General features: G+C 74.4%; 22 protein-coding genes. 9 read left to right on the forward strand and 13 right to left on the reverse strand.

Annotated elements, in window-relative coordinates; genetic code table 11:
• Positions 1-12: 12 nt before the first annotated feature.
• The 3 genes from ACZ4VL_RS04620 to uvrB all read right to left on the reverse strand — a co-directional run bounded on the left by ACZ4VL_RS04620 (position 13) and on the right by uvrB (position 4899).
• Complete coding sequence (locus ACZ4VL_RS04620; protein ID WP_468195781.1) at positions 13-2034, reverse strand: TerD family protein; 2022 nt, start codon at positions 2032-2034, stop codon at positions 13-15.
• Between the two features lie 49 nt (positions 2035-2083).
• Positions 2084-2662: a TerD family protein gene (locus ACZ4VL_RS04625; protein ID WP_468195784.1), complete on the reverse strand. Its 579-nt coding sequence runs from the start codon at positions 2660-2662 to the stop codon at positions 2084-2086.
• A gap of 77 nt (positions 2663-2739) precedes the next feature.
• Positions 2740-4899 carry an excinuclease ABC subunit UvrB gene (gene uvrB / locus ACZ4VL_RS04630; RefSeq protein WP_468195787.1) on the reverse strand — a complete coding sequence of 720 codons (2160 nt, stop codon included), beginning with the start codon at positions 4897-4899 and terminating at the stop codon, positions 2740-2742.
• 260 nt (positions 4900-5159) lie between these two features.
• Here uvrB and ACZ4VL_RS04635 point away from each other — a divergent pair, with 260 nt between their 5' ends.
• From ACZ4VL_RS04635 to ACZ4VL_RS04645, 3 genes are all read left to right on the forward strand, one after another.
• Entirely contained in the window at positions 5160-6071 is a 912-nt protein-coding gene (locus ACZ4VL_RS04635) for a glycerophosphodiester phosphodiesterase (RefSeq protein WP_468195790.1), read from the forward strand.
• Between the two features lie 92 nt (positions 6072-6163).
• On the forward strand, positions 6164-6727 hold the full coding sequence (locus ACZ4VL_RS04640) for a methylated-DNA--[protein]-cysteine S-methyltransferase (RefSeq protein ID WP_468195792.1): 564 nt from the start codon (positions 6164-6166) through the stop codon (positions 6725-6727).
• Positions 6728-6986: 259 nt separating this feature from the next.
• A complete protein-coding gene (locus ACZ4VL_RS04645; RefSeq protein WP_468195844.1) occupies positions 6987-8237 on the forward strand; it encodes an MFS transporter in 1251 nt (416 codons plus the stop codon).
• On the opposite strand, the gene ACZ4VL_RS04650 is transcribed toward ACZ4VL_RS04645, so the two are convergent.
• Positions 8227-8622 (reverse strand): cupin domain-containing protein, encoded by a 396-nt coding sequence (locus tag ACZ4VL_RS04650; RefSeq protein WP_468195795.1) that lies wholly within the window; start codon positions 8620-8622, stop codon positions 8227-8229. The genes ACZ4VL_RS04645 and ACZ4VL_RS04650 overlap by 11 nt on opposite strands.
• Before the next feature lie 154 nt (positions 8623-8776).
• On the opposite strand from ACZ4VL_RS04650, the gene ACZ4VL_RS04655 reads away from it, so the two are divergent.
• Positions 8777-9727, forward strand: a complete 951-nt coding sequence (locus ACZ4VL_RS04655) for a pseudouridine-5'-phosphate glycosidase (RefSeq protein WP_468195797.1) — start codon at positions 8777-8779, stop codon at positions 9725-9727.
• A 143-nt stretch (positions 9728-9870) separates the two neighbouring features.
• On the forward strand, positions 9871-10734 hold the full coding sequence (locus ACZ4VL_RS04660; protein ID WP_468195799.1) for a carbohydrate kinase family protein: 864 nt from the start codon (positions 9871-9873) through the stop codon (positions 10732-10734).
• Between the two features lie 21 nt (positions 10735-10755).
• Here the strand turns inward: ACZ4VL_RS04660 and ACZ4VL_RS04665 are convergent, their stop codons facing one another.
• Positions 10756-11400 (reverse strand): nucleoside/nucleotide kinase family protein, encoded by a 645-nt coding sequence (locus tag ACZ4VL_RS04665; protein WP_468195802.1) that lies wholly within the window; start codon positions 11398-11400, stop codon positions 10756-10758.
• Between the two features lie 93 nt (positions 11401-11493).
• On the opposite strand from ACZ4VL_RS04665, the gene ACZ4VL_RS04670 reads away from it, so the two are divergent.
• The gene (locus ACZ4VL_RS04670; RefSeq protein WP_468195805.1) at positions 11494-12939 is read left to right on the forward strand and encodes a WGR domain-containing protein; all 1446 of its coding nucleotides are present in this window, start codon (positions 11494-11496) and stop codon (positions 12937-12939) included.
• A gap of 41 nt (positions 12940-12980) precedes the next feature.
• On the opposite strand, the gene ACZ4VL_RS04675 is transcribed toward ACZ4VL_RS04670, so the two are convergent.
• Positions 12981-13424, reverse strand: a complete 444-nt coding sequence (locus tag ACZ4VL_RS04675) for a cupin domain-containing protein (RefSeq protein ID WP_468195807.1) — start codon at positions 13422-13424, stop codon at positions 12981-12983.
• Between the two features lie 158 nt (positions 13425-13582).
• On the opposite strand from ACZ4VL_RS04675, the gene ACZ4VL_RS04680 reads away from it, so the two are divergent.
• Positions 13583-14356, forward strand: a complete 774-nt coding sequence (locus ACZ4VL_RS04680; RefSeq protein WP_468195809.1) for a DUF2293 domain-containing protein — start codon at positions 13583-13585, stop codon at positions 14354-14356.
• 19 nt (positions 14357-14375) lie between these two features.
• Here the strand turns inward: ACZ4VL_RS04680 and ACZ4VL_RS04685 are convergent, their stop codons facing one another.
• A complete protein-coding gene (locus ACZ4VL_RS04685; RefSeq protein WP_468195811.1) occupies positions 14376-15059 on the reverse strand; it encodes a chaplin in 684 nt (227 codons plus the stop codon).
• 133 nt (positions 15060-15192) lie between these two features.
• On the opposite strand from ACZ4VL_RS04685, the gene ACZ4VL_RS04690 reads away from it, so the two are divergent.
• The gene (locus ACZ4VL_RS04690; protein WP_385806456.1) at positions 15193-15744 is read left to right on the forward strand and encodes a hypothetical protein; all 552 of its coding nucleotides are present in this window, start codon (positions 15193-15195) and stop codon (positions 15742-15744) included.
• Here the strand turns inward: ACZ4VL_RS04690 and ACZ4VL_RS04695 are convergent.
• Positions 15725-16939, reverse strand: coding sequence for an SWIM zinc finger family protein (locus ACZ4VL_RS04695; RefSeq protein WP_468195813.1), 1215 nt, complete (start codon positions 16937-16939; stop codon positions 15725-15727). The genes ACZ4VL_RS04690 and ACZ4VL_RS04695 overlap by 20 nt on opposite strands.
• Positions 16936-19845 carry a DEAD/DEAH box helicase gene (locus ACZ4VL_RS04700; RefSeq protein WP_468195815.1) on the reverse strand — a complete coding sequence of 970 codons (2910 nt, stop codon included), beginning with the start codon at positions 19843-19845 and terminating at the stop codon, positions 16936-16938. The genes ACZ4VL_RS04695 and ACZ4VL_RS04700 overlap by 4 nt, the downstream gene beginning before the upstream one ends.
• Positions 19846-20038: 193 nt before the next feature.
• On the opposite strand from ACZ4VL_RS04700, the gene ACZ4VL_RS04705 reads away from it, so the two are divergent.
• Complete coding sequence (locus ACZ4VL_RS04705; protein ID WP_468195817.1) at positions 20039-20296, forward strand: DUF6343 family protein; 258 nt, start codon at positions 20039-20041, stop codon at positions 20294-20296.
• A gap of 78 nt (positions 20297-20374) precedes the next feature.
• Here the strand turns inward: ACZ4VL_RS04705 and ACZ4VL_RS04710 are convergent, their stop codons facing one another.
• The 4 genes from ACZ4VL_RS04710 to rpsA all read right to left on the reverse strand — a co-directional run.
• Positions 20375-20785, reverse strand: coding sequence for a tetratricopeptide repeat protein (locus tag ACZ4VL_RS04710; RefSeq protein ID WP_468195820.1), 411 nt, complete (start codon positions 20783-20785; stop codon positions 20375-20377).
• Positions 20786-20833: 48 nt separating this feature from the next.
• On the reverse strand, positions 20834-21448 hold the full coding sequence (coaE, locus tag ACZ4VL_RS04715) for a dephospho-CoA kinase (RefSeq protein ID WP_468195823.1): 615 nt from the start codon (positions 21446-21448) through the stop codon (positions 20834-20836).
• Positions 21449-21554: 106 nt separating this feature from the next.
• Positions 21555-22493: a PAC2 family protein gene (locus ACZ4VL_RS04720; RefSeq protein ID WP_361087931.1), complete on the reverse strand. Its 939-nt coding sequence runs from the start codon at positions 22491-22493 to the stop codon at positions 21555-21557.
• Between the two features lie 247 nt (positions 22494-22740).
• On the reverse strand, positions 22741-24008 hold a 1268-nt coding region (rpsA, locus tag ACZ4VL_RS04725), incomplete at its 5' end, for a 30S ribosomal protein S1 (protein WP_468195827.1).

Genomic DNA, 24008 nt, shown 5'->3' on the forward strand with positions numbered 1-24008 from the left:
ACCAAGGGCTGGTCACGGGCGGGCATGGCGGCGGGCCGTGGCGACCCGCTGCAGCGCCTCCTCCAGGACCAGGCTGCCGGGCGGCGGCAGGTCGGGTTCGAAGGTCCAGTGGTGGCCGACCCACGGGTCCGCGAGGTGGTCGTCGGGCACCGGGGTCAGCCGCATCAGCGAACGCCACAGCGGGTCCAGCAGGGGCCCGTACGCCGAGGCCTCGTCCCGGTCGGCCACCAGCAGCAGGTGCACGCCGACCGCCGGGCCCTCGTCGGCGAGGTAGCGCAGCTGCGTGACGGCCCGGTCGTCGAAGCCGTGCGGGAAGTCGTGCACGATCAGCAGCTGCTCGGCCGTGTCCACGTCGGGCGGCAGCTCCTCGGGCGCGCCGGCCCGCAACGCCATCTGTACGAGGTCCACCCGGCGGGTCAGCCGGGCCAGGGTCTCGGAGACCCCGGCGGCCCCGGCCGCGGGCGGCGCAGCCAGCACGCCGGCGTGCACCAGCGGGCCCAGGGAGGCGGCTGCGGCCCCGGCCGCGTCGATGACGTGGACGGAGAACCGGCCGGCGGGGTGGACTGCGAGCAGTCGCGCCGCGTGCGCGACGGCCATGTCCATGGCGGCCTTGCGGAGCCGGTCGGTGTCGGTGGCCATCGCGGCCTCGGAGCCGGTGCGGCCGTTGTCGATCCACAGGCCGCGCTCCAGCGGGACCCGTACGAGCATGGGGATCCGCAGGTCCGGCCGCTCCGGCAGGTGCAGGTCCCCCAGGCGCAGGGCCATCGGGGCTTCTTCCGGCAGTACGTGTCCCTGCCAGCCGGGGTCGGACCAGCGGGCGTACGCGGCCGGCAGGGCCGGTTCGACCACGTCGGACTCGGCGGCGAGCTGGGCGAGGTCCCGGTCGAGGGCGGCCTTGGCCTGGGCGACGAGCTCCTCGCGGCGGGCCCGGGCCGCCGCCTGGGCGGGGGCGCCGGCCGTACGGTCACGGGGGTCGGACAGGGCCTGGTCGAGCTCGCGGTCGAGCCGGGAGTCGGCGAAGTCGCAGGCACTGCGGTACGCCGCGACCGTCCGGGCCAGGTCCTCGAACATGCCCCAGACCTGGTTGTAGAGCCGCTCGTCCATGGACCAGCCGGAGGCGTCGCCCGCGACGGGGGCGGGCGGCTCGCCGGGACGGCCGGGAGCGGCGGCCGCGGGTGCGGGCTCGGGGGCTTCGCTGGTGCTGCGGCGGCGGCGCGGGTGCACGTAGTCGACGGTCGGGGGCCCGCCCGCGGTGTCCGCCGGGCCGGCGGGGCCCGGCGCGCCCGGGTAGGGGACGCCCGGAACCGGGACGGTGACCGGCTCGGGATCCTGCCGCCCGGTCGGCCCCGTCGACCCCGTAGGCCCGGTCGACCCCGTAGGCCCGGTGGACCCCATAGGCCCGGTCGACCCGGTCGGCCCGGGGACCGCGAGGCCCTGCGGCGGGGTGGGCGCCGCAGCGGCCGGTACGGGTGCACGCGTGCGGCCGTCCGCCGCGGCCGTCCCCGCCACTGCGGAGGCCAGCTCCGCGGCCGCCGGGGCGTTCAGCCCGGCGTCGGCGAGCAGTGCGGCGAGCCCGCCGGCGTACCCCTGGCCGACGGCGCGGACCTTCCAGGCGCCCTGGCGGCGGTACAGCTCCAGGGCGACCACGGCGGTCTCCGGGTCCAGGCCGGTCAGCGCGTACCCGGCGAGCGGGTCGCCCTCCCGGCCGGCCACGGCCGCGTACGGGGCCGGGACCGCCCCGAACCGGGTCGGGCCGCCGGGCGGCAGCGCGAGCACCAGCTTGACCTGGTCCACGGCGGCCCCGACGGCGTCGAGGTCGACCGCGAAGCGGTGCTCGGCCGCGGCCGCGCCCGGCACCTGCAGCCCGGGCAGGGCCGGGGAGCCGGGGTGGGCCAGCGCGCCGGGACCGGTGAGCCGGCCCTCGCCGTCGCAGACGGCGGCCAGGGCGAGCACCGGTGCGCCCGCCGTGACCCTGATCTCCACCCGGCTCTGGGACAGGGGGTGGTTCTGCCCCCGGACCAGTTCGGCCGTCATCGTGCAGCCCTCCCCCGTGGCCTCGTCTTCCGTTTCCGTCGTGTACTGCCTACAGGTGCGGCACGATCGACGGCATCAGGTCCTGGAACGTGCGGCCGTTGGCCGCGGCGCCCAGGGCCGTCATCTGCCAGCCGCCGCCGGAGCGCGACACCTTGGCCATGATCTGCGCCGTGTACTCGCCGCCGCCGTCGAGCGTGTAGCGGGCCAGCTCCTGGCCGTTGGTCTCGTCGACGAGGCGGCAGAACGCGTTCTGCACCTCCTGGAACGTCTGGCCGGTGAACGAGTTCACCGTGAAGACGATCGTGTCGATGTGGACCGGGACGCGCTGGAGGTCGACGAGGATCGACTCGTCGTCCCCGCCCTGGCCGGCACCGCCGATCAGGTTGTCGCCGGTGTGCCGGACCGAGCCGTCGTCGCTCTGCAGGTGCCGGAAGAACACCACGTCCACCGGCTGCTTCTCGGCGAACAGCACCGCCGAGGCGTCCAGGTCGATCTCCCGGGTCCGCGAGCCGAACAGGCCGCGGCGCTTGGCCGCCTGCCAGCCGAGACCCATGCGGACCGACGTCAGCGAGCCGCCGTCACCCTTCGTCAGACTGATGGCCTGACCCTTGGTCAAGTTGACCGTCACGCGCTGTCCCCTCTCCATAGCCACCCCCAGGCAGCGTGTACCTGCGGCTGCGCCAACCCTACTGACCTCGGCGGGGGTCAGGCGAGGCCCGCCTCCTTCATCTGCCGCAGCTCCTTCTTCAGCTCGCCGACCTCGTCCCGGATCCGCGCCGCGACCTCGAACTGCAGCTCGGCCGCGGCGGCCCGCATCCGCTCGGTCATCTGCTCGATGAGCGAGGCCAGTTCCTCGGCCGGGCGGTCCGTCGGGGCCACGGCGGCCCTGCCGCCCTTGGCCGCCTTGCCGCCCTTGGCCGCCTTGCCGGTCGCCGCCTTCGCGGCACCCGAGAGGGCGGGCACCGGGGCCTTGGCACCCTTGCCGTCCTTCGACTGGCGGTATCCGCTGCCGAGCAGCTGCTCGGTGTCCAGCTCCTCGCGGGCGATGGTGGCGACGATGTCGTTGATCTTCTTGCGCAGCGGCTGCGGGTCGATCCCGTTCGCCTTGTTGTAGGCGATCTGCTTCTCCCGGCGCCGGTTGGTCTCCTCGATGGCCTTCTCCATCGCCGGGGTCATCTTGTCCGCGTACATGTGGACCTGGCCGGAGACGTTGCGCGCGGCACGGCCGATGGTCTGGATCAGCGAGGTGCCCGACCGCAGGAAGCCCTCCTTGTCCGCGTCGAGGATCGCCACCAGGGACACCTCGGGCAGGTCGAGGCCCTCGCGCAGCAGGTTGATGCCGACCAGCACGTCGTACTCGCCGGCGCGCAGCTCGCGCAGCAGCTCGACGCGGCGCAGCGTGTCCACGTCGCTGTGCAGGTAGCGCACCGCGATGCCGAGCTCCAGGAAGTAGTCCGTGAGGTCCTCGGCCATCTTCTTGGTGAGGGTGGTGACCAGGACGCGCTCGTCCCGCTCCACGCGCTGGCGGATCTCGTGCACCAGGTCGTCGATCTGCCCCTCGGTGGGCTTGACGACGACCTCGGGGTCGACGAGGCCGGTGGGACGGATGATCTGCTCGACGAAGCCGTCACCGCGGGAGAGCTCGTACGGGCCGGGGGTCGCCGACAGGTAGACCGTCTGGCCGACCCTCTCCAGGAACTCCTCCCACTTCAGCGGCCGGTTGTCGAGCGCGGACGGCAGCCGGAAGCCGTGGTCGACGAGGGTCCGCTTGCGTGAGGCATCGCCCTCGTACATCGCGCCGATCTGCGGCACCGTCACGTGCGACTCGTCGATGACCAGGAGGAAGTCGTCCGGGAAGTAGTCGAGGAGGGTGTGCGGCGGGGAGCCGGGCTCGCGGCCGTCCATGTGCAGCGAGTAGTTCTCGATACCGGAGCAGGAGCCGATCTGCTGCATCATCTCCAGGTCGTACGTGGTGCGCATGCGCAGCCGCTGGGCCTCCAGCAGCTTGCCCTGCTTCTCCAGCTCCCCCAGGCGCTGGGCGAGCTCCGTCTCGATGCCGCGGATCGCGTTCTGCATGCGCTCGGGGCCCGCGACGTAGTGGCTGGCCGGGAAGACGTACAGCTCGCGGTCCTCGCTGATCACCTCGCCGGTCAGCGGGTGCAGCGTGGACAGGGCCTCGATCTCGTCGCCGAACATCTCGATGCGGACGGCCAGTTCCTCGTAGACCGGGAAGATCTCGACGGTGTCGCCGCGCACCCGGAAGGTGCCGCGGGTGAAGGCCATGTCGTTGCGGGTGTACTGGATGTCCACGAAGCGGCGCAGCAGCTGGTCCCGGTCGATCTCCTCGCCGACCTTGAGGGGGACCATCCGGTCGACGTACTCCTGCGGCGTGCCGAGGCCGTAGATGCAGGAGACGGAGGCGACCACGACGACGTCCCGCCGGGTGAGCAGCGAGTTCGTCGCGGAGTGGCGCAGCCGCTCCACCTCCTCGTTGATCGAGGAGTCCTTCTCGATGTACGTGTCCGACTGCGGAACGTACGCCTCGGGCTGATAGTAGTCGTAGTACGAGACGAAGTACTCGACCGCATTGTTCGGGAGGAGCTCTCGGAACTCGTTCGCCAGCTGGGCGGCGAGCGTCTTGTTCGGCGCCATCACCAGGGTGGGCCGCTGGAGCTTCTCGATCATCCAGGCGGTCGTCGCCGACTTGCCGGTGCCGGTCGCGCCCAGCAGGACGACATCCTTCTCACCTGCGCGGATGCGCTTTTCCAGCTCGGCGATGGCCGTCGGCTGGTCACCGCTGGGCTGGTAGGAGCTGACGACCTCGAAAGGCGCCACCGTGCGTTCGATCTTCGATACGGGCCGCATGACTCCACCGTACGACCCGCCACTGACACTCACGCACGCGTGCGGCCCGCGGACGCGGACGGGCGCCGGCCCCGGCGCGGCGGGGCGCGCCCGGGACGCCTCCCCCGTTCTGGTCCGTTTGTCGTAGTTCGGTGGCGGCCCGGTGATCTTCAACCCCATGATCGCTCCAACGGACACCGCAGTCGACGCGCCGCGGCAACGGCTGCCGTTCTGCGCCCGTTTGACGCCGGAGCAGGGTTCACGACCCGAGGAGAACGCACATGCACGTCCGACCCTCCGCAGCGGCCGCCGCCGCATTCCTGGGCTTCGCTCTCAGCGCGCTGAGCGGGACGGCCACGTCCGCCGCCGCCGACCCGCGGTCCCCCGCCGGCCGGCCGGGGGTGCTGGGCCCCGTCGTGTACGCCCACCGGGGGGCTTCGGCGTACGCCCCGGAGAACACGCCGGCCGCGGTGGACGCGGCGCTGCGGCTGGGCTTCGACTGGGTCGAGAACGACGTCCAGCGCACCAAGGACGGAGAGCTGGTCGTGATCCACGACGACACCCTGGCGCGCACCACGGACGTGGAGGAGGTGTTCCCGGACCGGGCGCCCTGGCGGGTGCGGGACTTCACGGCGGCGGAGATCGCGCAGCTCGACGCGGGAAGCTGGTTCGCGCCGGCGTACGCCGGCGCCCGGGTGCCGACGCTGCGGGAGTACCTGGCCCGGGTGGAGCGCAACCGGCAGCGGCTGCTGCTGGAGATCAAGAAGCCGGAGCTCTACCCCGGGATCGAGGCGCAGACCCTGGGGCTGCTGCAGGAGACCGGCTGGCTGGACGCCGACCACGTGCAGCGCCGCCTGGTCGTGCAGAGCTTCAGCACCGACACCGTGCGCATCGTGCACGAGCTGCGCCCGGACCTCCTGACGGCGTTCCTGGGCACGCCGAAGGTCGCCGACCTGCCGAAGTACGCCGCGTTCACCGACCGCATCAACCCCTGGCACACCACCATCTCGGCGGAGTGGGTGGCGGCGGTGCACGGGCTGGCGGGGCCGCACGGCAGGACGATGGAGGTGGACACCTGGATCGTGGACGACGCGGTGACCGCCCGGAAGGTCCGGGGGATGAAGGTGGACGGGATCATCACCAACGCCCCCGACGTGGTGCGGCAGGCGGTGGTCGGCGGCTTCGCCGACTGACCCGGGCCGGGCGGTCCGCCGGGCGGTCCGGGCCGGCCCGCCCGGACCGGCGGGGCGCCGGGGCTGTCGGTGGCCGCCCGTACGGTGGAGGGGTGGACACCACCGAGCGGCCGCGCGGGCCGCACCTGGAATGGACCGTCGTCGCGAGCGACATCGGTCCGCTGCTGCTGGCCGCGACCCCGGAGGGCCTGGTCAAGGTCGAGTTCCATGCCGGTCCGGACCGGGTCGAGCGGATGGCCGGCGCCCTGATGTCCCGGCTCGGCGCCGACGCGCGGCGGCCGGCGCCGGGCGAGGAGGTGCTGCTCGCCGAGCCGGTGCGCCAGCTCACCGCGTACTTCGCCGGCTCGCTGCGCCGCTTCGAACTACCGCTCGACTGGCGGCTGAGCTCCGGCTTCAACCGGACGGTGCTCCAGGAACTGGACCGCTCGGTCCCGTACGGGTCGGTCGTCGGGTACGGAGAGCTGGCCGCCCGCGTCGGGCATCCGGGCGCGGCCCAGGCCGTGGGCCATGCCATGGGGTCCAATCCGCTGCCGCTGGTGGTGGCCTGCCACCGGGTCGTGGAGAACGACGGGGGGATCGGCGGCTTCGGCGGCGGGGTGGAGACCAAGCGGATCCTGTTGGCGCTGGAGGGCGTGCTCCCGCAGCCGCTGTTCTGACGGCCGTGCGACCGGCAGGAGGGCGGGTCGGGACCGGGTTCGGGCGGGTTCGGTTCGGGTTCGGGCCGGCTTCGGTCGGGGCGCCGAGCGGTGTTCTTCCAGTTCCGCCAGCCAGTAAGGGGTGGGAAACTGCTGCGGTGACTACTCCCGCCGCACCTGGCTCCGCCGCTCCCGCCGCCCTCCCGACGCGCCGTCCGGGGCGTCCGCAGTGAGCGCCGCGCCCGACACCGGAACGGGCACCGGCACCGGCCGGCCCGACGTGGCCGTGGACCCGTCCGAGCTGCCCCGGCTGCGCCGCCGCACCTCCGCCGTACTGATCACCTCCCAGATCCTGGGCGGCCTCGGCGTACCCGTCAGCATCGCCCTCACCCCGGCCCTGGCCACCGAGGTCAGTGGCACCGAGGCGCTGTCCGGGCTCGCCTCCACCGCCGCCGTGGTCGGCGCGGCGCTCGTCTCGCTGCCCCTCGCCGCCCTGATGACCGCGCGGGGCCGCCGGCCGGGTCTGGTCCTCGGGTACGCGATCGGGGCCACGGGCGCGGCCCTGGTGGTGCTGGCCGCCGCCATCCGGAGCTTCCCGCTGCTGATGCTCGGCATGGCCGCGTTCGGAGCCGCCTCCTCCGCCAACCTCCAGGCCCGCTTCGCCGCCGCCGACCTGGCCGCCCCGGACCACCGGGCCCGGGCCATCTCCGTCGTGGTCTGGGCGTCCACCATCGGCGCGGTGCTCGGCCCCAACCTGTCCGCCCCCGCCAGCCGCACCTTCGCCGGGACCTCCATACCCGAGACGGCGGGCCCGTTCCTGTGGGCCGGCGCCGTCTTCGTCCTCACCGGCACGCTGCTCGCCGTGCTCCTGCGGCCCGACCCGCTGCTGACGGCCCGGGCCCTGGCCGGGCCCGACGAGCACGTCCGCGGGGGCCACTCGGTGCGCGCCGGGTTCGCGGCGGTCAAGGCCTCCCCGCGGGCGCGGCTCGCGCTGATCACCGTCGCGGTGTCGCACACCACCATGGTCTCGATCATGGTGATGACCCCGGTCGACCTCGGCCACCACGGCGCCGGGATCCAGCTCATCGGTCTGGTGATCAGCGGCCACATCGCCGGCATGTTCGCCTTCTCGCCGGTCATGGGCTGGCTGTCGGACCGACTCGGCCGGCTGTCCGTGATCGGCCTGGCGGCCGGCCTGCTGTCGTTGGCCGCGCTGCTCGCCGGCACCGCGGGCCCGCGCCACGGGCAGAGCGCGCTCGGCCTGTTCCTGCTGGGCCTCGGCTGGTCGGCCGGCATGATGTCCGGCTCGGCGCTGCTGACGGACTCGGTGCCCACCCGCGCCCGGGCCGCCGTACAGGGCCTGAGCGACCTGACGATGAACACCTGCGCGGGCGTCGGCGGCGCCCTGGCCGGCCTGGTCATGGCGGAGGCGGGCTACGGCTGGCTGAACGCGATCGGGGCCTCGCTGCTGCTGCCGATGGCTGCGCTCGCCCTGTTCACCGCGCGCCGCCACCCGGCGGTCAAAAGCTGATGTGGTAGGCCTTGCGCAGCGTCTCGTGAACGGTCCAGGTGGTCCGGTCGCCCGCGCGGAGCAGACCGGCGGAGCCGGGCCCGACCTCCAGGGTCGCGCCGCCCTCGACCTCGATGGTGGCGCGGCCGCTGACGACGACGAACAGCTCGTTCGCCTCGACGTCCGTGACCACGCCCGGGGTGATCTGCCAGATGCCGCGCACCTGCGTGCCGTCCGGGGACTCCCACAGGACCTTGCCCGTCACGACGGGGTCGCCGGAGACGATCTGGCCCGGGTCCAGCTCCTCGGCCTCCAGTTCGGCGTCCGGAACGTCCGGGACGGAGACGGCGAAGGAGGCGGGGGCCGGCGCGGCCGCGGCCGCGGTGTCGTGGTCGCTGGTGCTCATGGGGCGCCAGCGTAGTGTGGCCCGTCGTGCCGTGGAGTGGCCACTGTGTCCAGCGCGGCCGGGCCGGGCAAGGCATCCTGTCGGGGACGGCGACAACCGGCCACTGCACGGGCACCGCGTTTGGCGGTGCTGATCGCGTGCCAGGGATGGGGGCATGTCACAGCACACAGCATCCGCGCCCCCGCCCCCGCCCGGCACTCCCGTCCTGTCCGAGGAAGTCCGCGAGGCGCTGGAGCAGGGGCAGCCGGTCGTGGCCCTGGAGTCCACGATCATCACGCACGGCCTGCCGCGCCCGCGCAACCTGGCAGTGGCGGCCGAGCTGGAGGCGATCGTCCGCGCCGAGGGGGCCGTTCCGGCCACCGTCGCCGTCGTGGACGGGGTTCCCCACGTGGGACTGGACAAGGAACAGCTGGAGCGGATCGCGGGCGGCGAGGGGGTGCGCAAGCTCGGCCACCGGGACCTGGCCCCCGCCGTCGCGGCGGGCGCGACCGGCGCGACGACGGTGTCGGCGACGGCTTTCCTGGCCGCGCGGGCCGGGCTGCGGGTCTTCGCCACGGGCGGGCTGGGCGGCGTGCACCGGGAGTGGGCGCAGACCCAGGACGAGTCGGCGGACCTGCAGCTGCTGGCGCGGACGCGGATCACGGTGGTGTGCGCCGGGGTGAAGTCGATCCTGGACGTGCCGGCCACCCTCCAGCGGCTGGAGACGCTGGGAGTGACCGTGCTGGGGTACGGGACGGAACGTTTCCCCGGCTTCTACCTGGCCAGTTCCGGCGAGCCGGTGGACTGGACCGTGCACCGGCCGGAGGAGGTGGCGGAGGTGATGGCCGCTCAGGACCGGCTGGGCGGGCCGGATTCCGCGCTCCTGGTGGCCAATCCGGTGGACAAGGCGGAGCAGCTGGACCCGGGCCTGCACGACCGGGTGCTCGCGGAGGCCCTCGACGCGTGCCGGAGGCAGGGGGTCACGGGGCAGGAGGTGACCCCGTTCCTGCTGGGCTTCCTGGTGCGGGCGACGGGCGGGGCCTCGCTGGAGGCCAATCTGGCGGCGGTACGGGGCAACGTGGCCCTCGGGGCCAGGATCGCCGGGGCCTGGGCGGCCCGCCCGTGACGGCGGCCGGCCCGGAGCCGGAGCCGGACGCGGGAGCGGACGCGGGAGCGGATGCGCGGCGGGCCCCGGGGCCGGATGAGGGTTCCGGATCGGGTTCCGGAGGCGGATCCGGAGGCGGAGGCGCGCTGCTGGTCGTCGGGGACGTGGTCACCGACGTGGTGGCGGTGCATCCGGAGCCGCTAGTTCCGGCCACCGACACGGCGGCTCGGATCCGGACCCTGCCCGGTGGCGCCGGGGCCAACGCGGCCTGCTGGGCGGCCCGCGCCGGGGTCGCCGACGTACGCCTCCTCGCGCGGGTGGGCGCGGAGTCGGCCCAGTGGCACGAGCGGGCCCTGCTGGCCGGCGGGGTGCGGCCGCGACTGGTGGTCGACCCGGACGCGCCGACGGGGACGGTGGTGGCCCTCGTCGGCAAGGACACGGAGCGGACCTTCCTGACCGACAGCGGGGCCGCGCTGCGGCTCTCCCCCGCCGACTGGACGCCCGACCTGCTGGACGGGGTCGCCCACCTGCACCTGTCCGGCTACCTGTACTTCTCCGACGGCAGCCGCGAGCTGGCCCTGGTCGCGCTGCGGGCCGCCCGCGCCCGCGGGGTGCCGGTGAGCGTGGACCCGGCCTCGGCGGGCTTCCTGGTCGTGCTGGGGCCGCAGCGCTTCCTCGACGCCGTGGCGGGGGTGGACGTCCTGCTGCCCAACGAGGACGAGGCCCTGCTGCTGGCCGGGCTGCCGCGGACCGCCGGGGCGGCCCGGGCGGCGGCGGAGCTGAGCCGCCTGGTACCGCTGGTGGTGGTGACCCGGGGCGCGGCCGGGGCGCTGGTGGCGCAGGGCGGCCGGGTCACGGCGGAAGTGGCCGCGGAGCCGGTGCGGGCGGTGGACTCCACGGGCGCGGGGGACGCGTTCACCGGCGGGTTCCTGGCGGCCCGGCTCGCCGGCGCCGACCCGGCGGAGGCGGCCCGGGCCGGCTGCCGGTCGGCGGCCCGTGCGGTCACCCGGCTGGGCGGACGCCCGTAGCGGCCGGGAGGGTGGACCGCGTCAGCGGTTCAGGCCCGTCCAGGCGGGGTGGCGCGGATCGTCGGCCCGGACCACGGCGTCGGCCAGCGAGGCGGGGTCGGTCTCGGCCTCGTAGCGGGCGAAGGCGGGCAGGGTCCAGCGGGCGGCCTCCTCGGTACGGCGGGCCAGCGCGCCCGGCGAGAGCCGGACGTGCACGCTGAGGTCGAAGGGGAACCAGCGGCCCAGCAGGAGCGGTCCGTGCACGATCACGACGGCGCCCGGCGGCAGTTCGGTGTACGGGCTGCGGGTCGCCCGGTCGGTCACCGGGTCCCACAGGTCGGGCAGCACCCGCCCGGTGCCGTCCGGATCGGTGGGGCCGAACACCTCCCGCCAGAGGGCGGCGGTGTCGTACCAGCCGCCGAGGTAGGAGTCGACGTCCTCGCGGCCGTACTCGAAGCGCAGCGAGGCAGGCCGCAGGAAGCCCTCGGCCGGGACCACGAGGGCGGTCCGGCCGCGGCCGCGCAGCGCCTCGGCGAGCAGCCCGGCGAGCACGCCGGTGTCGGCGGCGGGTGCGCCGTCGATGCCGACGCGCTGCCAACCCGCCTCCTCCGCCCGGGTTTCGTGGTCGTCCAGATGGGCGGCGAGCCGCTCGGCCATCCGCTGCCAGGTGATCGCTTCGAGGTGCACGGGCCCATTGTCAGTGCCGGCCCCTAACTTTTCGTCACGAGGGAACACCGGCGGGATCGAGCCGTCGGGCCCGGCCTTGGGGAGGGGTCTGTCATGGCTCGCGAGACGACGTATCTGGAGCTGTCCCAGGAGGGCGGCGGCGCGCACAAGTTCTACGAGGTGACGGTGGACGGCACCGCGGTCTCGGTGCGGTACGGACGCATCGGCGCGGCGGGCCAGCTGCAGGACTCGACGTTCCCGACGGCCGAGAAGGCCCGCGCGGCCGCCGCCAAGAAGATCGGCGAGAAGGTCCGCAAGGGATACGCGCCGGCGGTGCAGGGGCAGCGCGCGGCCCGGCCGGTGACCCGGCGGCAGGTGGCGTCCGCGCCGTCGACGGCGCGCGCGGTCGCCCCGGTGCTGTGGCGGTTCCGCACGGGCGCCTCGGCGTTCGGGATCCACGTGGACGAGGACCGCTGCTGGGTCGGCAACCAGGCGGGCGACGTCTACACGCTCAGCCACGGCGGGGAGGTACTGGCCCGCTACTCGCTGCCGGACGGGGTGAAGTGCCTGGTGGCGGACGACTTCTGGATCTATGCGGGCTGTGACGACGGCGCCGTGTACGACCTGTCGTCGAAGGTCCCGTTCAAGGCGTACGCCATCGCGGAGGACGTGGACATCTTCTGGCTGGACATCCGGGAGGGCGTGCTCAACGTCTCCGACGCGAACGGCGGTCTGACGGTCATCGACCACGAGGACGAGTTCCAGTGGTCGCGCCGGTCCGCCGGGGCCCACGCCTGGATGGTGCGGGCGGACGAGCAGGCCGTCTACCACGGCCACACCAACGGCGTCACGGCGTACGCCCCGGACGGCAGCGGCGAGTTGTGGCACACCAGGACCGCGGGCGGGGTGCTGTTCGGCTGGCAGGAGGAGGACGCGGTGTTCGCCGGCACGGGCCGCCACACCGTGCAGCGGCTGGCGAAGGACACCGGCGCGATCGAGGCCTCGTACCGCTGTGATGCAGCGGTGTACTCCTGCGCGACCTCCCCCGACGGCCGCCATGTCTTCGCCGGCGACTCCGCGTCCTCCGTCTACTGCTTCGACGCGGCCGGGAACCGGCTGTGGAAGCTCGGCACGGGCAGCGGCTCGGCGCTGTCCATGCAGTACCTGGACGAGCGGCTGTACCTGGTGACCACGGACGGGTCGCTGGTCTGCGTGGACGCGAGCGAGGCGGCGATCGGCGCGGCCCAGCAGGGCACGGTGCCGACGGCCCGGGACGTGAAGTCCGCCGCCGCCCTGCCGGTGTTCACCCCGGCGGCTTCGGCCGCCGCGGTGGCGAGCGTGTCGGTGGCCGCGGCCCCGGCCGACGGTGTGGTGGTGGAGTGCGTGCAGCAGGGCAACCGGATGCGGGTGCAGGTGGTGTCGAGCGGGTTCGAGCGCTCGTGGAACGTGCAGTTCCCGCGCGGGATCCGGGAGCCGGGGGCCCGGTACGTGGTGGACGCGCTGCATGCGGCTTCGGGCGGCTTCTACCGGGTGCGCGGGGAGATACGCCGCCTGGTCTGAGCGGGAGCCGTCCCTGCCGGAGCGGATGCCGCGGGGGGCGGTCACCAGGCGTGGCCCGGGCAGGCGCAGGGGGCGGCCGCGGGCGGGGCGTCGGCTGGCACGGAGAAGGCCTCGCCCTCGGCGAGCGTGCTCGTCACGTACAGCACGACCGGTTCGGTGCCGGGGTTGCGGCCGAGGTGGAGGTGTTCGGGGCCGGCGGGTTCGATGAAGCTGGTTCCGGCCCGGTGGACCACGGTGCTGCCGTCGTGCAGGATCCGGGTGAGCGTTCCGGACTTGACCAGGGCGATCAGCGGGACCCGGTGGAAGTGCCAGCCGGTGCAGGCGCCGGGCGCGATGACGACCTCCCGCCCGGCGAGGTCCGCCGCACCGGCCTCGGAACCCGGCCGCGTGCCGGGGCCGGGTATACCAGGTCCGGGTATGCCGGGGCCGGGTATGCCAAGGCCCGGTACCGCCCGGCGCTCCGCCGTCGTCTGACGTCCGCTCATGTCTCCCCCTCGGTCTCTGGCGCCCCGGGCGTCACAGCCGCACCCCAGCCCCCGGCCCCACGGTAAGCGACTTCCTGAATTCGAGGGACAGTTGGCCAATCCGGCGCTGTCGCCCCGGACGAGGTGATAAGGGGGCCGAACGGCGGTATCACACGGTCATGAGCCTGGTCGTGTTCGAGTCGGCGAAGCCGATCCACTGCGCGCAGTGCCGCCGGGGCCCGCTGCGGCATCTCGTGCGCGAGGCGGGCGTGCCGCGCTGCCTTGACTGTGCGGACCTCGGCCATCTGGTCTACCTGCCGCGCGGGGACACCGCGCTCACCCGCCGGGCGCGGGAGGCCAGTTCGCTGTCCGCGGTCGTCGTCCGCTTCAACAAGCGGCGCCGCCGCTACGAGCGGCAGGGCATCCTGGTCGAGGATCCCGCCCTGGCGCGGGCCGAGCGCGCATGTCTGGCGGACGCGGATGCGCGGGCGCGCCGGCGGGAGCGCGACCGGCTGCGCCGCGCGGCGGAGGACACCCGGTTCACGGCGGCGTTCGCGGCGGAGATACGGCGGCTGTTCCCGGGCTGCCCGGCCGACCGGGCGGCGGCGATCGCCGCGCACGCCTCGGTGCGGGGCAGCGGGCGGGTCGGGCGCACCTCGGCCGGCCGGGCACTGGACGAGCTGGCCGTGACGGTGGCGGTGCGGGCGGCGGTGCGGCACGTCGACACCGAGTACGACGCGCTGCTGATGGCGGGCGTGCCGCGGTTCGCGGCCCGAGCCCGGCTGGCCGCACAGATCGACGCGGTCCTGGACGCCTGGCGGATCCCGCCGGCCGCCGCGGAGCCCGCACCCGTCCCCGGACCGGGCCCCGACCCCGAGGACCGGGCAGGGGCAGCGGCCGGGCAGGTTGAAGCCCCCCGGGCCGCGGCCGTGCCGGGCCCCGAGGGGCGGTGACCCTGCGGGCGCCGCGGTCCTACCGGAGGCGGTGGCGCCGGTAGAGCAGCACTCCGCCGAGGAGCAGGGCCCCACTGCCGGGCAGCAGGTAGCCGAGGCCTTCGGACCCGGTGTGGGCGAGGGCTCCGGGGGTGTGCTCCTGTTCCGGAGCGGGCGGGGTCACCGGGCGCGGAGGCGTCGGCTTCTCCACGGGCTTGGTCGGCTGCACGGGCTCGACCGGCTTGACCGGCTGCGGTGGCTTGGGCCCGCTGGGCTGCTCGCCGTTGACCGACGTGTTGCCGGTGGAGGGGTTGCCGACGCCGACGATGTTCACCGAGTTGCCGCTGATGTTGACCGGGAGCTTGACCGGCAGCTGGATCGCGTTGCCGCTCACCGCCCCGGGGGAGTCCTTCGCGGTTCCCTCGGCGTGGGTGCTGCCGCTGGTGGCGGACCCGGAGCCCGCCGACGGGCCGGCGTCGGCGTTGGCGCAGCTGTTGCCCGCCGCCGGGTTGAGCAGTCCGACGATGCTGACGGTGTTCCCGCACACGTTGACCGGGGTGTGTACGGGCAGCTGCACCAGGTTTCCGGACAACAGCCCAGGCGAGCGCTCGGTCTTTCCGCTCGCGTCCGCGTCGGCGTAGGCGAAGCCGCCCACACCCGCGACCGCGAGTCCGCCTCCCGCGACCACCGTCGCGATCAGGCCGTTCCGGCGACTGTGACGCATCAGTTTTCCTGCCTTCCGGAAAAGTTCACGGGCGCTGCACTGCACCCGCATCGGAGACAACGCGTCAAAACCCGTTCGGGTTATAGAGCCGATAGGCATTTCACTCCATCGTGTAGCGGGTACGGGCTGGTTCATGACCACCGATCGCCCTTTGCTCCTGCTCGACGTCGACGGCCCCCTCAACCCCTTCCGGTCCCGCCTGGCGGGCCTGCGCGGGTACACCAGCCACCGGATGCGGCCCACCGTCTGGATGTCGTACCGGAGCCCGGACTCGCGCAGTGCACGGCGCGGTCTGAGGGTCCGCCTGCACCCGTCGCACGGCGCGCGACTGCTCGCCCTGCCGTTCGAACTGGCCTGGGCCACGACGTGGATGGACGAGGCCAACACGATGGTCGCCCCGCACATCGGACTCCCCGGCGACCTGCCGTACGTCGAGTGGCCGGAGCTGTTCGCCCGCGACCCCGACGGGCTGTCGTGGAAGACCCGCACCCTGCTCGCCTGGGCGGCGGGCCGGCCCTTCGCCTGGGTCGACGACATGATCAACGCGCGGGACCGGGAGTGGGTCGCCGCCCACCACCCGGCGCCCGCCCTGCTGCTGCGCATCCACCCCCGTCACGGCCTGCGCGACCGGGACTTCACCGCCCTCGGCAGCTGGGCGGCCGGGATCAGTACGGGAGCGCGCTGACCGGGTCGGCGCAGGGGCGGCCCGCGGGCCACCAGTCCTCGCTGCCCGGCCGGGACTCGTACGCGTACCAGAGCCCGTCGCGGCCGAGGCGCAGCTGCCGGCTGCCCGAGGTCAGCCGGTTGCGCTCGGGCCGGAACGAGCCGTGGGACGCCGCCAGGAGCGCCGGCCGGGCCCGGTCGAAGGGGCCCGCCGGCGGATCCCACGGCTCTTCGAGGGCGGTCAGCGCGGGCAGGCCGCCCTGGCGCCAGGCTGCGGCGGCCCGGGCGAGGTCGGTCGTGGTGCGGCCGGTGGCCCGGGCCAGGTCCCGGTAGAGGGCCCGGGCCGCGCCGGTCAGGCCCGCGGTCTGGTGCGCGGACGCCAGGCGGACGGCGTCCTGCCACAGGGTGAGCCCCCCGATCGGGTCCTCGCCGGTGCGCAGCAGCGCCAGCGCCCGGGCGGCCGCATCCGTGGCGAGCTGGTCCAGCGCCAGCGGGTCCGGGGCGCCCGGCACGTCCGGCTCGTCCGGGCAGGCCGGCGGCAGCCCCGGCACGGCGGGCGGGGCCGGCGGGGCCGGCAGCGGGGGCAGGGTGGTGCGGGCCAGTGCGTCGCGCGCCGGCACCCCGGGGAAGTCCGGTGCCGCGGCAGGCTGTTCGCGCGCGGCATGGGCGGCGTTGCGGCGGGCCAGCTCGTCGAGGAGCTCCCGCTCGCCGCGGCCGCGCAGGAGCAGCAGCAGGAACGGGTCCTCGTCGAGCAGGCGGGCCGCCCGGTGGCACAGGGCCGCGGCGTGCTTGCACGGCGGCCGGGCCGTGTCCGGGCAGGAGCAGCGCGGCAGGAGCTCGCCCGGCCCGGGCAGGATCCGCCCCGCCAGGGACTGCGGGACCTCCCGCTCCAACAGGGCGGCCAGCGCCGCCGGGTCCGCGGCGGCCGCCTCCAGCAGCTCGTCCCACCCGGCGGCGTCGAACGGGGTGAGCGCCAGTTCCGTGCGGTACGGGCGGGCCCGGCTGCCCCGGACGTAGGCGACGATCCGGCCGGGCGTGACCGTGACGGCCTCCACGTGCCCCTCCGCCGCGTACGCCCGCCCTCGGGCCAGGCGCGCCGGGTCCCGGGCCACGAGCTCCAGGGCCGACACCCAGGACCGGCCCCACCAGCTGGAGGCCTCCGGACCGGCGGGCACGGTTTCGAAGGTGCGGCGGCGGTCCTCCCGCGTCGTGATCATGCGGGCCTCCTCAGGGAGACGAGGTCGGCGAGTTCGCGGTCGGTCAGCTCGGTCAGGGCCGCCTCCCCCGAGCCGAGGACGGCGTCGGCCAGCGCCCGCTTCGCCTCCAGCAGTTCGGCGATCCGGTCCTCCACGGTGCCCTCGGCGATGATCCGGTGGACCTGGACGGGCTGGTCCTGGCCGATGCGGTAGGCGCGGTCGGTGGCCTGCTCCTCGACGGCCGGGTTCCACCAGCGGTCGAAGTGGACGACGTGTCCGGCGCGGGTGAGGTTCAGCCCGGTGCCGGCCGCCTTCAGGGACAGCACGAAGACCGGGACCTCCCCGGACTGGAAGCGGTCGACGAGTTCCTCGCGCTGCGCGACCGGGGTCCCGCCGTGCAGGAACTGGTGCGAGATCCCGCGGGCCGCCAGGTGCCGCTCGATGATCCGGCCCATGGTCACGTACTGGGTGAAGACCAGCACCGAGCCGTTCTCCGCGAGGATCGTGTCCAGCAGCTCGTCCAGCAGGGCCAGCTTGCCCGAGCGGTGCGGGATCCGGGGCCGCTCCTCCTTCAGGTACTGCGCGGGGTGGTTGCATATCTGCTTCAGCGAGGCCAGCAGCTTCATGATCATGCCCCGTCGTTCGATGCCCTCGCTGGCCCCGATCACGGCCATCGCCTCGTCCACCGCGGCCTGGTAGAGCGAGACCTGCTCGCGGGTGAGGGAGACCGGGTGGTCGGTCTCGGTCTTCGGGGGCAGTTCGGGGGCGATGCCCGGGTCGGACTTCCGGCGCCGCAGCAGGAACGGCCGGACGAGCGCCGCCAGCCGGGCCACGGCCGCCTCGTTGCCCCCGTCCTCCTCCTGCTGGTGCTCCACCGGCCGGGCGTGCCGGGCCCGGAAGGTCGTCAGCGGCCCGAGCAGGCCGGGCGTGGTCCAGTCGAGCAGCGCCCACAGCTCGGAGAGGTTGTTCTCCACCGGGGTGCCGGTGAGCGCCACCCGGGCCGGGGCCGGGATGGTGCGCAGTGCCTTCGCCGTCGCCGAGTGCGGGTTCTTCACGTGCTGCGCCTCGTCGGCGACGACCATGCCCCAGGCCTGTCCGGCGAGCCGGGCCGCGCTCGCGCGCATCGTCCCGTACGTGGTGAGGACGAATCCCCCGGCCAGGCCGTCGAGGCTGCGGCCACCCCCGTGGAAGCGGCGCACCGGGACCCCGGGCGCGAACTTCTCGATCTCCCGCTGCCAGTTGCCGAGCAGGGACGCCGGGCAGACGACGAGGGTGGGCTCGGGGCGGTCGCGGTGCAGGTGCAGCGCGATCAGCGTGACGGTCTTGCCCAGGCCCATGTCGTCGGCGAGGCACCCGCCGAGGCCGAGCGAGGTCATCAGGTCCAGCCAGGCCAGGCCGCGGGCCTGGTAGTCGCGCAGGGTCGCCTTCAGGCCGACGGGCTGCGGCAGCGGGGCGAGGTCGCCGGTGAGCCGTTCCCGCAGGGCGGCCAGGGCGCCGACCGGCACGGCCTCCACCTCCTGCCCGTCGACCTCGGCCGTGCCCGTCAGGACGGTCGCCAGCGCGTCCACCGGGTCCAACAGGCCCAGGTCCCGCTTGCGGGCCCTGCGGACCAGCTCGGGATCGACGCGCACCCACTGGTCGCGCAGCCGCACCACGGGCCGGTGCGCCTGCGCGAGCGCCTCCATCTCGGACGGGGTGAGCCGGTCGCCGCCCAGGGCGAGTTCCCAGGAGAACGCGAAGAGCTGCTCGGCGTCGAAGAAGGCGGTGCCGTCGATGGCGGAGCCGGGCGCGGTGGACCGGACGACGGCGGTCGCCGACAGCGTACGGGCCAGCTCGCGCGGCCAGTGGACGGGCACCCCGGCGGCCGCCAGCCGGGTCGCGGCGGTGCCGAGGAGGTCTTCGAGCTCCGGGTCGGACAGCGGCAGCAGGTCGGGGACGGGCCGGTCCAGCAGGCGCAGCAGCGGCGGCCAGACGCGGGCGGCCCGGCGCAGGGCGAGGACGGCGTCGATGCGGGCGCGCGGCCCGAAGCCGGCGGGGGCGGCGCCGGCCCACAGCTGCGCGGCGTCGATGACGAGCGTGGGGTCGGCCAGGCTGTGCACCTGGACCAGGGCGGCGCCCGCCCGCCGCAGCTCCACCTGCCCGGCACCCTGCGCCCCGGCACCCGCGCCGACGTCCGCGCCCGGCCGCGTGCCGGCATCCGCCGCGGCGTCCGCGCCGGCGTCGGAGTCGGAGTCGAAGAGGCTGAAGGTGGACAGGTCCAGGAGCAGCGAGATCCCCACCCCGGCGTCGGCTCCGGCCGCGACCTGCGCCGCCCAGTCCCGTATGCCGGGCACACGCTGCGGCTCCTGGGCGGCGAACGGCCGCCCGGCGGCCACGGGCGCGGCCGGGGTCCGGGGCAGGCAGTCGGTGACGGCGTCGAGGAAGGCCCGGACCAGGGCCTCCGGCTCGGGCAGCTGGAGCGGCCGGCGGCCGGGCAGGGGGGTGGCGTACCCCTCGCAGGGGAGGGCGGCGGCGACCGCGCGGAGGTGGCCGACGTCCTCGGCGTCGAGCGGGCCGGCGCGCCAGGCGTCGACGTCGTCCGGGGTGAGCCCGGGCAGCAGCCGGCCGCGGGCGGCGAGCGTGAGCGCATGGGTGGCGGCGGCGCCCCAGGCCCGGGTCGCCGGATGGGTGACGGCGCTGCGCGGGGCCCGGACCAGCAGGGGCAGCGCGTCGGCGACGGCGAGGGTCACGGCGGGCACGGTCCGCGTCCGCACGCCGGTGCCGTGCGGCCGCACCACCTCGATGCGTGTCCCCGTCCCCTCCGGGACCTCGGGCAGCGGGTCGCCGTCCGGCGCCCAGAACGCGATCCGGCCCTGGCGCGGGACGGGGGCGGGCAGGAAGACGGCGGCGTGGCGCAGCAGCGCCTGCTGCGGCGGTTGCGGTGTCACCGTGCCCCCTTCCCTGCCGTTCTCCCGGACGGAGGACGCCTCGTCTTCCGTGTCTTCCGCCGAGTTTAGGCGCGCACTGTGACAATCCCCGCTGACCTGCGCGTTCCCCGCCGTACGGAGGGCCGGTGGCACCATGGGACGTGGGCCCGTACGACCGTCACGACCAGCCGTCAGGCGATGAGGCGATGCGCCGATGCGTACCGGAAACGAGCCGTTGACCGCCCGCAGTCCGCTGCGGCTGCGGTTCTGGCTGAGCGTGTGGGGACTGCTCTGGGCGGCCGGGGGAACGGTCCTGTTCTCCCTGACCGACCGCCCCGGCTGGGCGGCGGCATGCGGAGTGGTCGCGGTCCTGGCGACGGTGGACATGGCCGTGGTGGCCCACCACATCCACCAGGGCCCGCACTACCAGCCGGGCCGGGATATCCCCCCGTACGAGCCCCCGCGACGGTAGCGGCCCGGCACGCACGAAACCCGCGCACAGAAATCCCGCGCGCAGGAACCCCGGCACACGGGAGCCCGGCCCAGGCCGTCAGGCGGGGCCCGGCTCGTCGAAGCGGGCTGCCGCCACGTAGTCCGGGCGGGGGTCCAGGGCGGCGGCGAGCCGGAAGTGCCTGCGGGCCTGGTCGGGCCGGCCCGCGCGCTCGTGGGTGCGGGCCAGCGCGAAGTGGGCGAAGGCGTTGTCCGGCTCGCGCTCCACGATCAGCTCGAACTCCCGGGCGGCACGCCGCAGTTGGGCCGAGGCGAAGTAGGCCCGCGCCCGCAGCAGGCGGGCTGCCATGCCCTCCGGGTGGGCGGCTATGACCGAGTCGAGGAGCTTCACCGCGCCGTGGGGGTCGCGGGCGGCCAGCAGTTGCTCGGCGGCGCGGAAGTCGACGACGTGCGTCTCGGGCGACGAGGGCGGTGGGCCGGGCGACGGGGCCTGCGGCTCGGTGTCGGTCACGGTCTGCTCCTTCCCTCTCCTCCCGCGTTCAACGCGACGGGACGTTCGTCAGTTCCCGGCGGTAGCGGCCTTCGCCCGCTCGGTCAGCTCCTCCCACACCGCACGCACCTGGGGTTCCAGCGCCTCCAGCGGCCCGTCGTTGTCGATCACGAGGGTCGCCACGGCGAGCCGCTGCTCGCGGGTGGCCTGGGCGGCCATCCTGGCCCGGGCTTCGTCCTCGGCCATCCCCCGCAGGGCGGTGAGTCGGGCGAGCTGGGTCTGCGGGGCGGCGTCGACGACGACGACGAGGTCGTACAGCGGGGCGAGGCCGTTCTCCGTGAGCAGCGGTACGTCGTGCACCACGATGGCGTCGGGGCCGGCGGCGGCTTCCAGCTCGGCCGACCTGGCCCTGACCAGCGGGTGCACGATGCCGTTGAGGGTGTGGAGCTTGGCCTGGTCGGCGAAGACGATCGATCCGAGTTTCGGTCGGTCCAGCGTGCCGTCGGGGGTCAGCACGGACTGCCCGAAAGCGGCGACGACGGCTGCGAGGCCGGGCGTGCCCGGTTCGACGACCTCCCGCGCGATGCGGTCGGAGTCGACGAGGATCGCCCCGTACCCCGCGAGCAGCCGTGAGACCTCGCTCTTGCCGGCGCCGATGCCGCCGGTGAGTCCTACCCTGAGCACGCTACTGCCTCCACCCCTCGTCCCCGCCCACGCGGGAAAGCAGCTGCCGGCGCCCGCTCCCACCGGTGCCCGCGAGCGCCCAGGCTAGCGGATCGGTCCCGGCCGATCAGCCCTCGCCCTCGCGTTCGGCGAGGAACCGCTCGAACTCGCGGCCGATCTCGTCGGCGGAGGGGATCTCCACCGGCTCGGCGATCATGTTTCCGCGGGTCTCGGCTCCGGCCGCCGCGTCGTACTGGTGCTCCAGGCCCTGGACCAGGGCGACCAGTTCCTCGTCGCCCTCGCGGATCTGCCGGTCGATCTCGGTCTGGGTGCGGTGCGCCTCGGTGCGCAGCGCATGGGCCACGGCGGGCAGGACGAGCCCGGTGGCGGCGGTGATCGCCTCCAGCACGGTCAGCGCGGCGTCCGGGTACGGGGACCGGGCGATGTAGTGCGGTACGTGCGCGGCGACGCCCAGCACGTCGTGCCCGGCCTGGCCGAGGCGGAACTCGACGAGCGCTTCGGCGCTCCCGGGCACCTGGGCCTCGTCGAAGGGGCTGTGGTGGCCCGGCATGAGGTCGGTCCGGTTGCCGTGCGGGGTGATGCCGACGGGCCGGGTGTGCGGGACGCCCATGGGGATGCCGTGGAAGTTGACCGAGAGGCGGACGCCGAGGCGCTCGACGATCTGTCGGACGGCGGCCGCGAAGCGTTCCCACTCCACGTCCGGCTCGGGGCCGGACAGCAGCAGGAACGGGGCGCCGGTGGCGTCCTGGACGAGGCGGACCTCCAGGCGGGGCTCCTCGAACTCCGTCCAGTGGTCGCGCCGGAAGGTGAGCAGGGGCCGCCGGGCCCGGTAGTCGACCAGCCGGTCGGCGTCGAACCGGGCGACGACCTGGTGGGGCAGGCCGTCGAGCAGCCGCTCGACGATCTGTTCCCCGGTCTCGCCGGCGTCGATGTACCCCTCGAAGTGGTAGAGCATGACCAGTCCGGCCGAGTCCTGGGCCAGTGCCAGGTCAGCAACCGCCAGGCCCTTCGCATCCCATTCGTACAAACCCCGTGGATCAAGCACCGTCACCGCTCCTCCTCGCCGCGTTCTCTGGCGTGAACGTCCGGCGGGGCCGCACCATTCCCCGTCGCGGCGATTCAACGGGCGGTGCCGGAAGTGGTGATGAGGGTTCCGGCAGGTGGTGCCGGAGGGTGTCGGGCACTGCCGGGAACGGCAGTGAGGCCCGCCCCCCGAGGGGGACGGGCCTCACCTTCAGCTCAGCTCACTCCCGGATCGCTCCGGGTGTGTGCGGTGTGCTGCGATCCTGCGATCAGCTCTGGCCGCCGGCCAGCTTCTCGCGGAGCGCGGCCAGGGCCTCGTCGGAGGCCAGGGCGCCCGAGGTCTCGTCCGACTCCGAGGAGTAGGAACCACCCGAGATGCCCGCACCCGCGTTGCCGGCGGCCGGGGCGGCAGCACCCTCGGCAGCGGCGGCCTCGTCGGCCTCGCGGCTCTTGATGACCTGCGCCTGGTGCTGCTCGAAGCGCGCCTGCGCCTCGGCGTACTGGCGCTCCCAGGCCTCGCGCTGCGCCTCGTAGCCCTCGAGCCAGTCGTTGGTCTCGGGGTCGAAGCCCTCGGGGTAGATGTAGTTGCCCTGGTCGTCGTAGGACGCGGCCATGCCGTACAGGGTCGGGTCGAACTCGACCGACGCCGGGTCGGCACCGAAGGACTCGTTGGCCTGCTTGAGGGACAGCGAGATCCGGCGACGCTCGAGGTCGATGTCGATGACCTTGACAAAGATCTCGTCGTTGACCTGGACGACCTGCTCCGGGATCTCCACGTGGCGCTCGGCCAGCTCGGAGATGTGGACCAGACCCTCGATGCCCTCGTCCACGCGGACGAACGCACCGAACGGAACCAGCTTGGTGACCTTACCCGGGACGACCTGACCGATCTGGTGGGTCCGGGCGAACTGCTGCCACGGGTCCTCCTGCGTCGCCTTCAGCGACAGGGAGACACGCTCGCGGTCCATGTCGACGTCGAGGACCTCGACGGTGACTTCCTGGCCGACCTCGACGACCTCGGACGGGTGGTCGATGTGCTTCCAGGACAGCTCGGAAACGTGGACCAGACCGTCGACGCCACCCAGGTCCACGAAGGCACCGAAGTTGACGATCGAGGAGACGACGCCGGAGCGGACCTGACCCTTCTGCAGGGTGGTGAGGAACGTCTGGCGGACCTCGGACTGGGTCTGCTCGAGCCAGGCGCGGCGGGACAGGACCACGTTGTTGCGGTTCTTGTCCAGCTCGATGATCTTCGCCTCGAGCTCCTTGCCCACGTAGGGCTGCAGGTCGCGGACACGGCGCATCTCGACCAGGGAGGCCGGGAGGAAGCCGCGGAGGCCGATGTCGAGGATGAGACCACCCTTGACGACCTCGATGACGGTACCGGTGACGATGCCGTCCTCTTCCTTGATCTTCTCGATGGTGCCCCAGGCACGCTCGTGCTGGGCGCGCTTCTTCGAGAGGATCAGGCGGCCTTCCTTGTCCTCCTTCTGGAGAACCAGGGCCTCGATCTCGTCGCCGACCTTGACGACCTCGT

The organism is Streptomyces sp. NPDC029014, assembly GCF_055564695.1.

Bases quoted from the DNA above. Each gene is read 5' to 3' on its own strand.
- ACZ4VL_RS04675 (WP_468195807.1), bottom strand. From the start codon at position 13,424: ATGAGCGGACGTCAGACGACGGCGGAGCGCCGGGCGGTACCGGGCCTT.
- ACZ4VL_RS04670 (WP_468195805.1), top strand. From the start codon at position 11,494: ATGGCTCGCGAGACGACGTATCTGGAGCTGTCCCAGGAGGGCGGCGGC.
- ACZ4VL_RS04695 (WP_468195813.1), bottom strand. From the start codon at position 16,939: ATGATCACGACGCGGGAGGACCGCCGCCGCACCTTCGAAACCGTGCCC.
- ACZ4VL_RS04650 (WP_468195795.1), bottom strand. From the start codon at position 8,622: ATGAGCACCAGCGACCACGACACCGCGGCCGCGGCCGCGCCGGCCCCC.
- ACZ4VL_RS04635 (WP_468195790.1), top strand. From the start codon at position 5,160: ATGCACGTCCGACCCTCCGCAGCGGCCGCCGCCGCATTCCTGGGCTTC.
- uvrB (WP_468195787.1), bottom strand. From the start codon at position 4,899: ATGCGGCCCGTATCGAAGATCGAACGCACGGTGGCGCCTTTCGAGGTC.
- ACZ4VL_RS04685 (WP_468195811.1), bottom strand. From the start codon at position 15,059: ATGCGTCACAGTCGCCGGAACGGCCTGATCGCGACGGTGGTCGCGGGA.
- ACZ4VL_RS04655 (WP_468195797.1), top strand. From the start codon at position 8,777: ATGTCACAGCACACAGCATCCGCGCCCCCGCCCCCGCCCGGCACTCCC.
- ACZ4VL_RS04680 (WP_468195809.1), top strand. From the start codon at position 13,583: ATGAGCCTGGTCGTGTTCGAGTCGGCGAAGCCGATCCACTGCGCGCAG.
- ACZ4VL_RS04620 (WP_468195781.1), bottom strand. From the start codon at position 2,034: ATGACGGCCGAACTGGTCCGGGGGCAGAACCACCCCCTGTCCCAGAGC.
- ACZ4VL_RS04690 (WP_385806456.1), top strand. From the start codon at position 15,193: ATGACCACCGATCGCCCTTTGCTCCTGCTCGACGTCGACGGCCCCCTC.
- ACZ4VL_RS04705 (WP_468195817.1), top strand. From the start codon at position 20,039: ATGCGTACCGGAAACGAGCCGTTGACCGCCCGCAGTCCGCTGCGGCTG.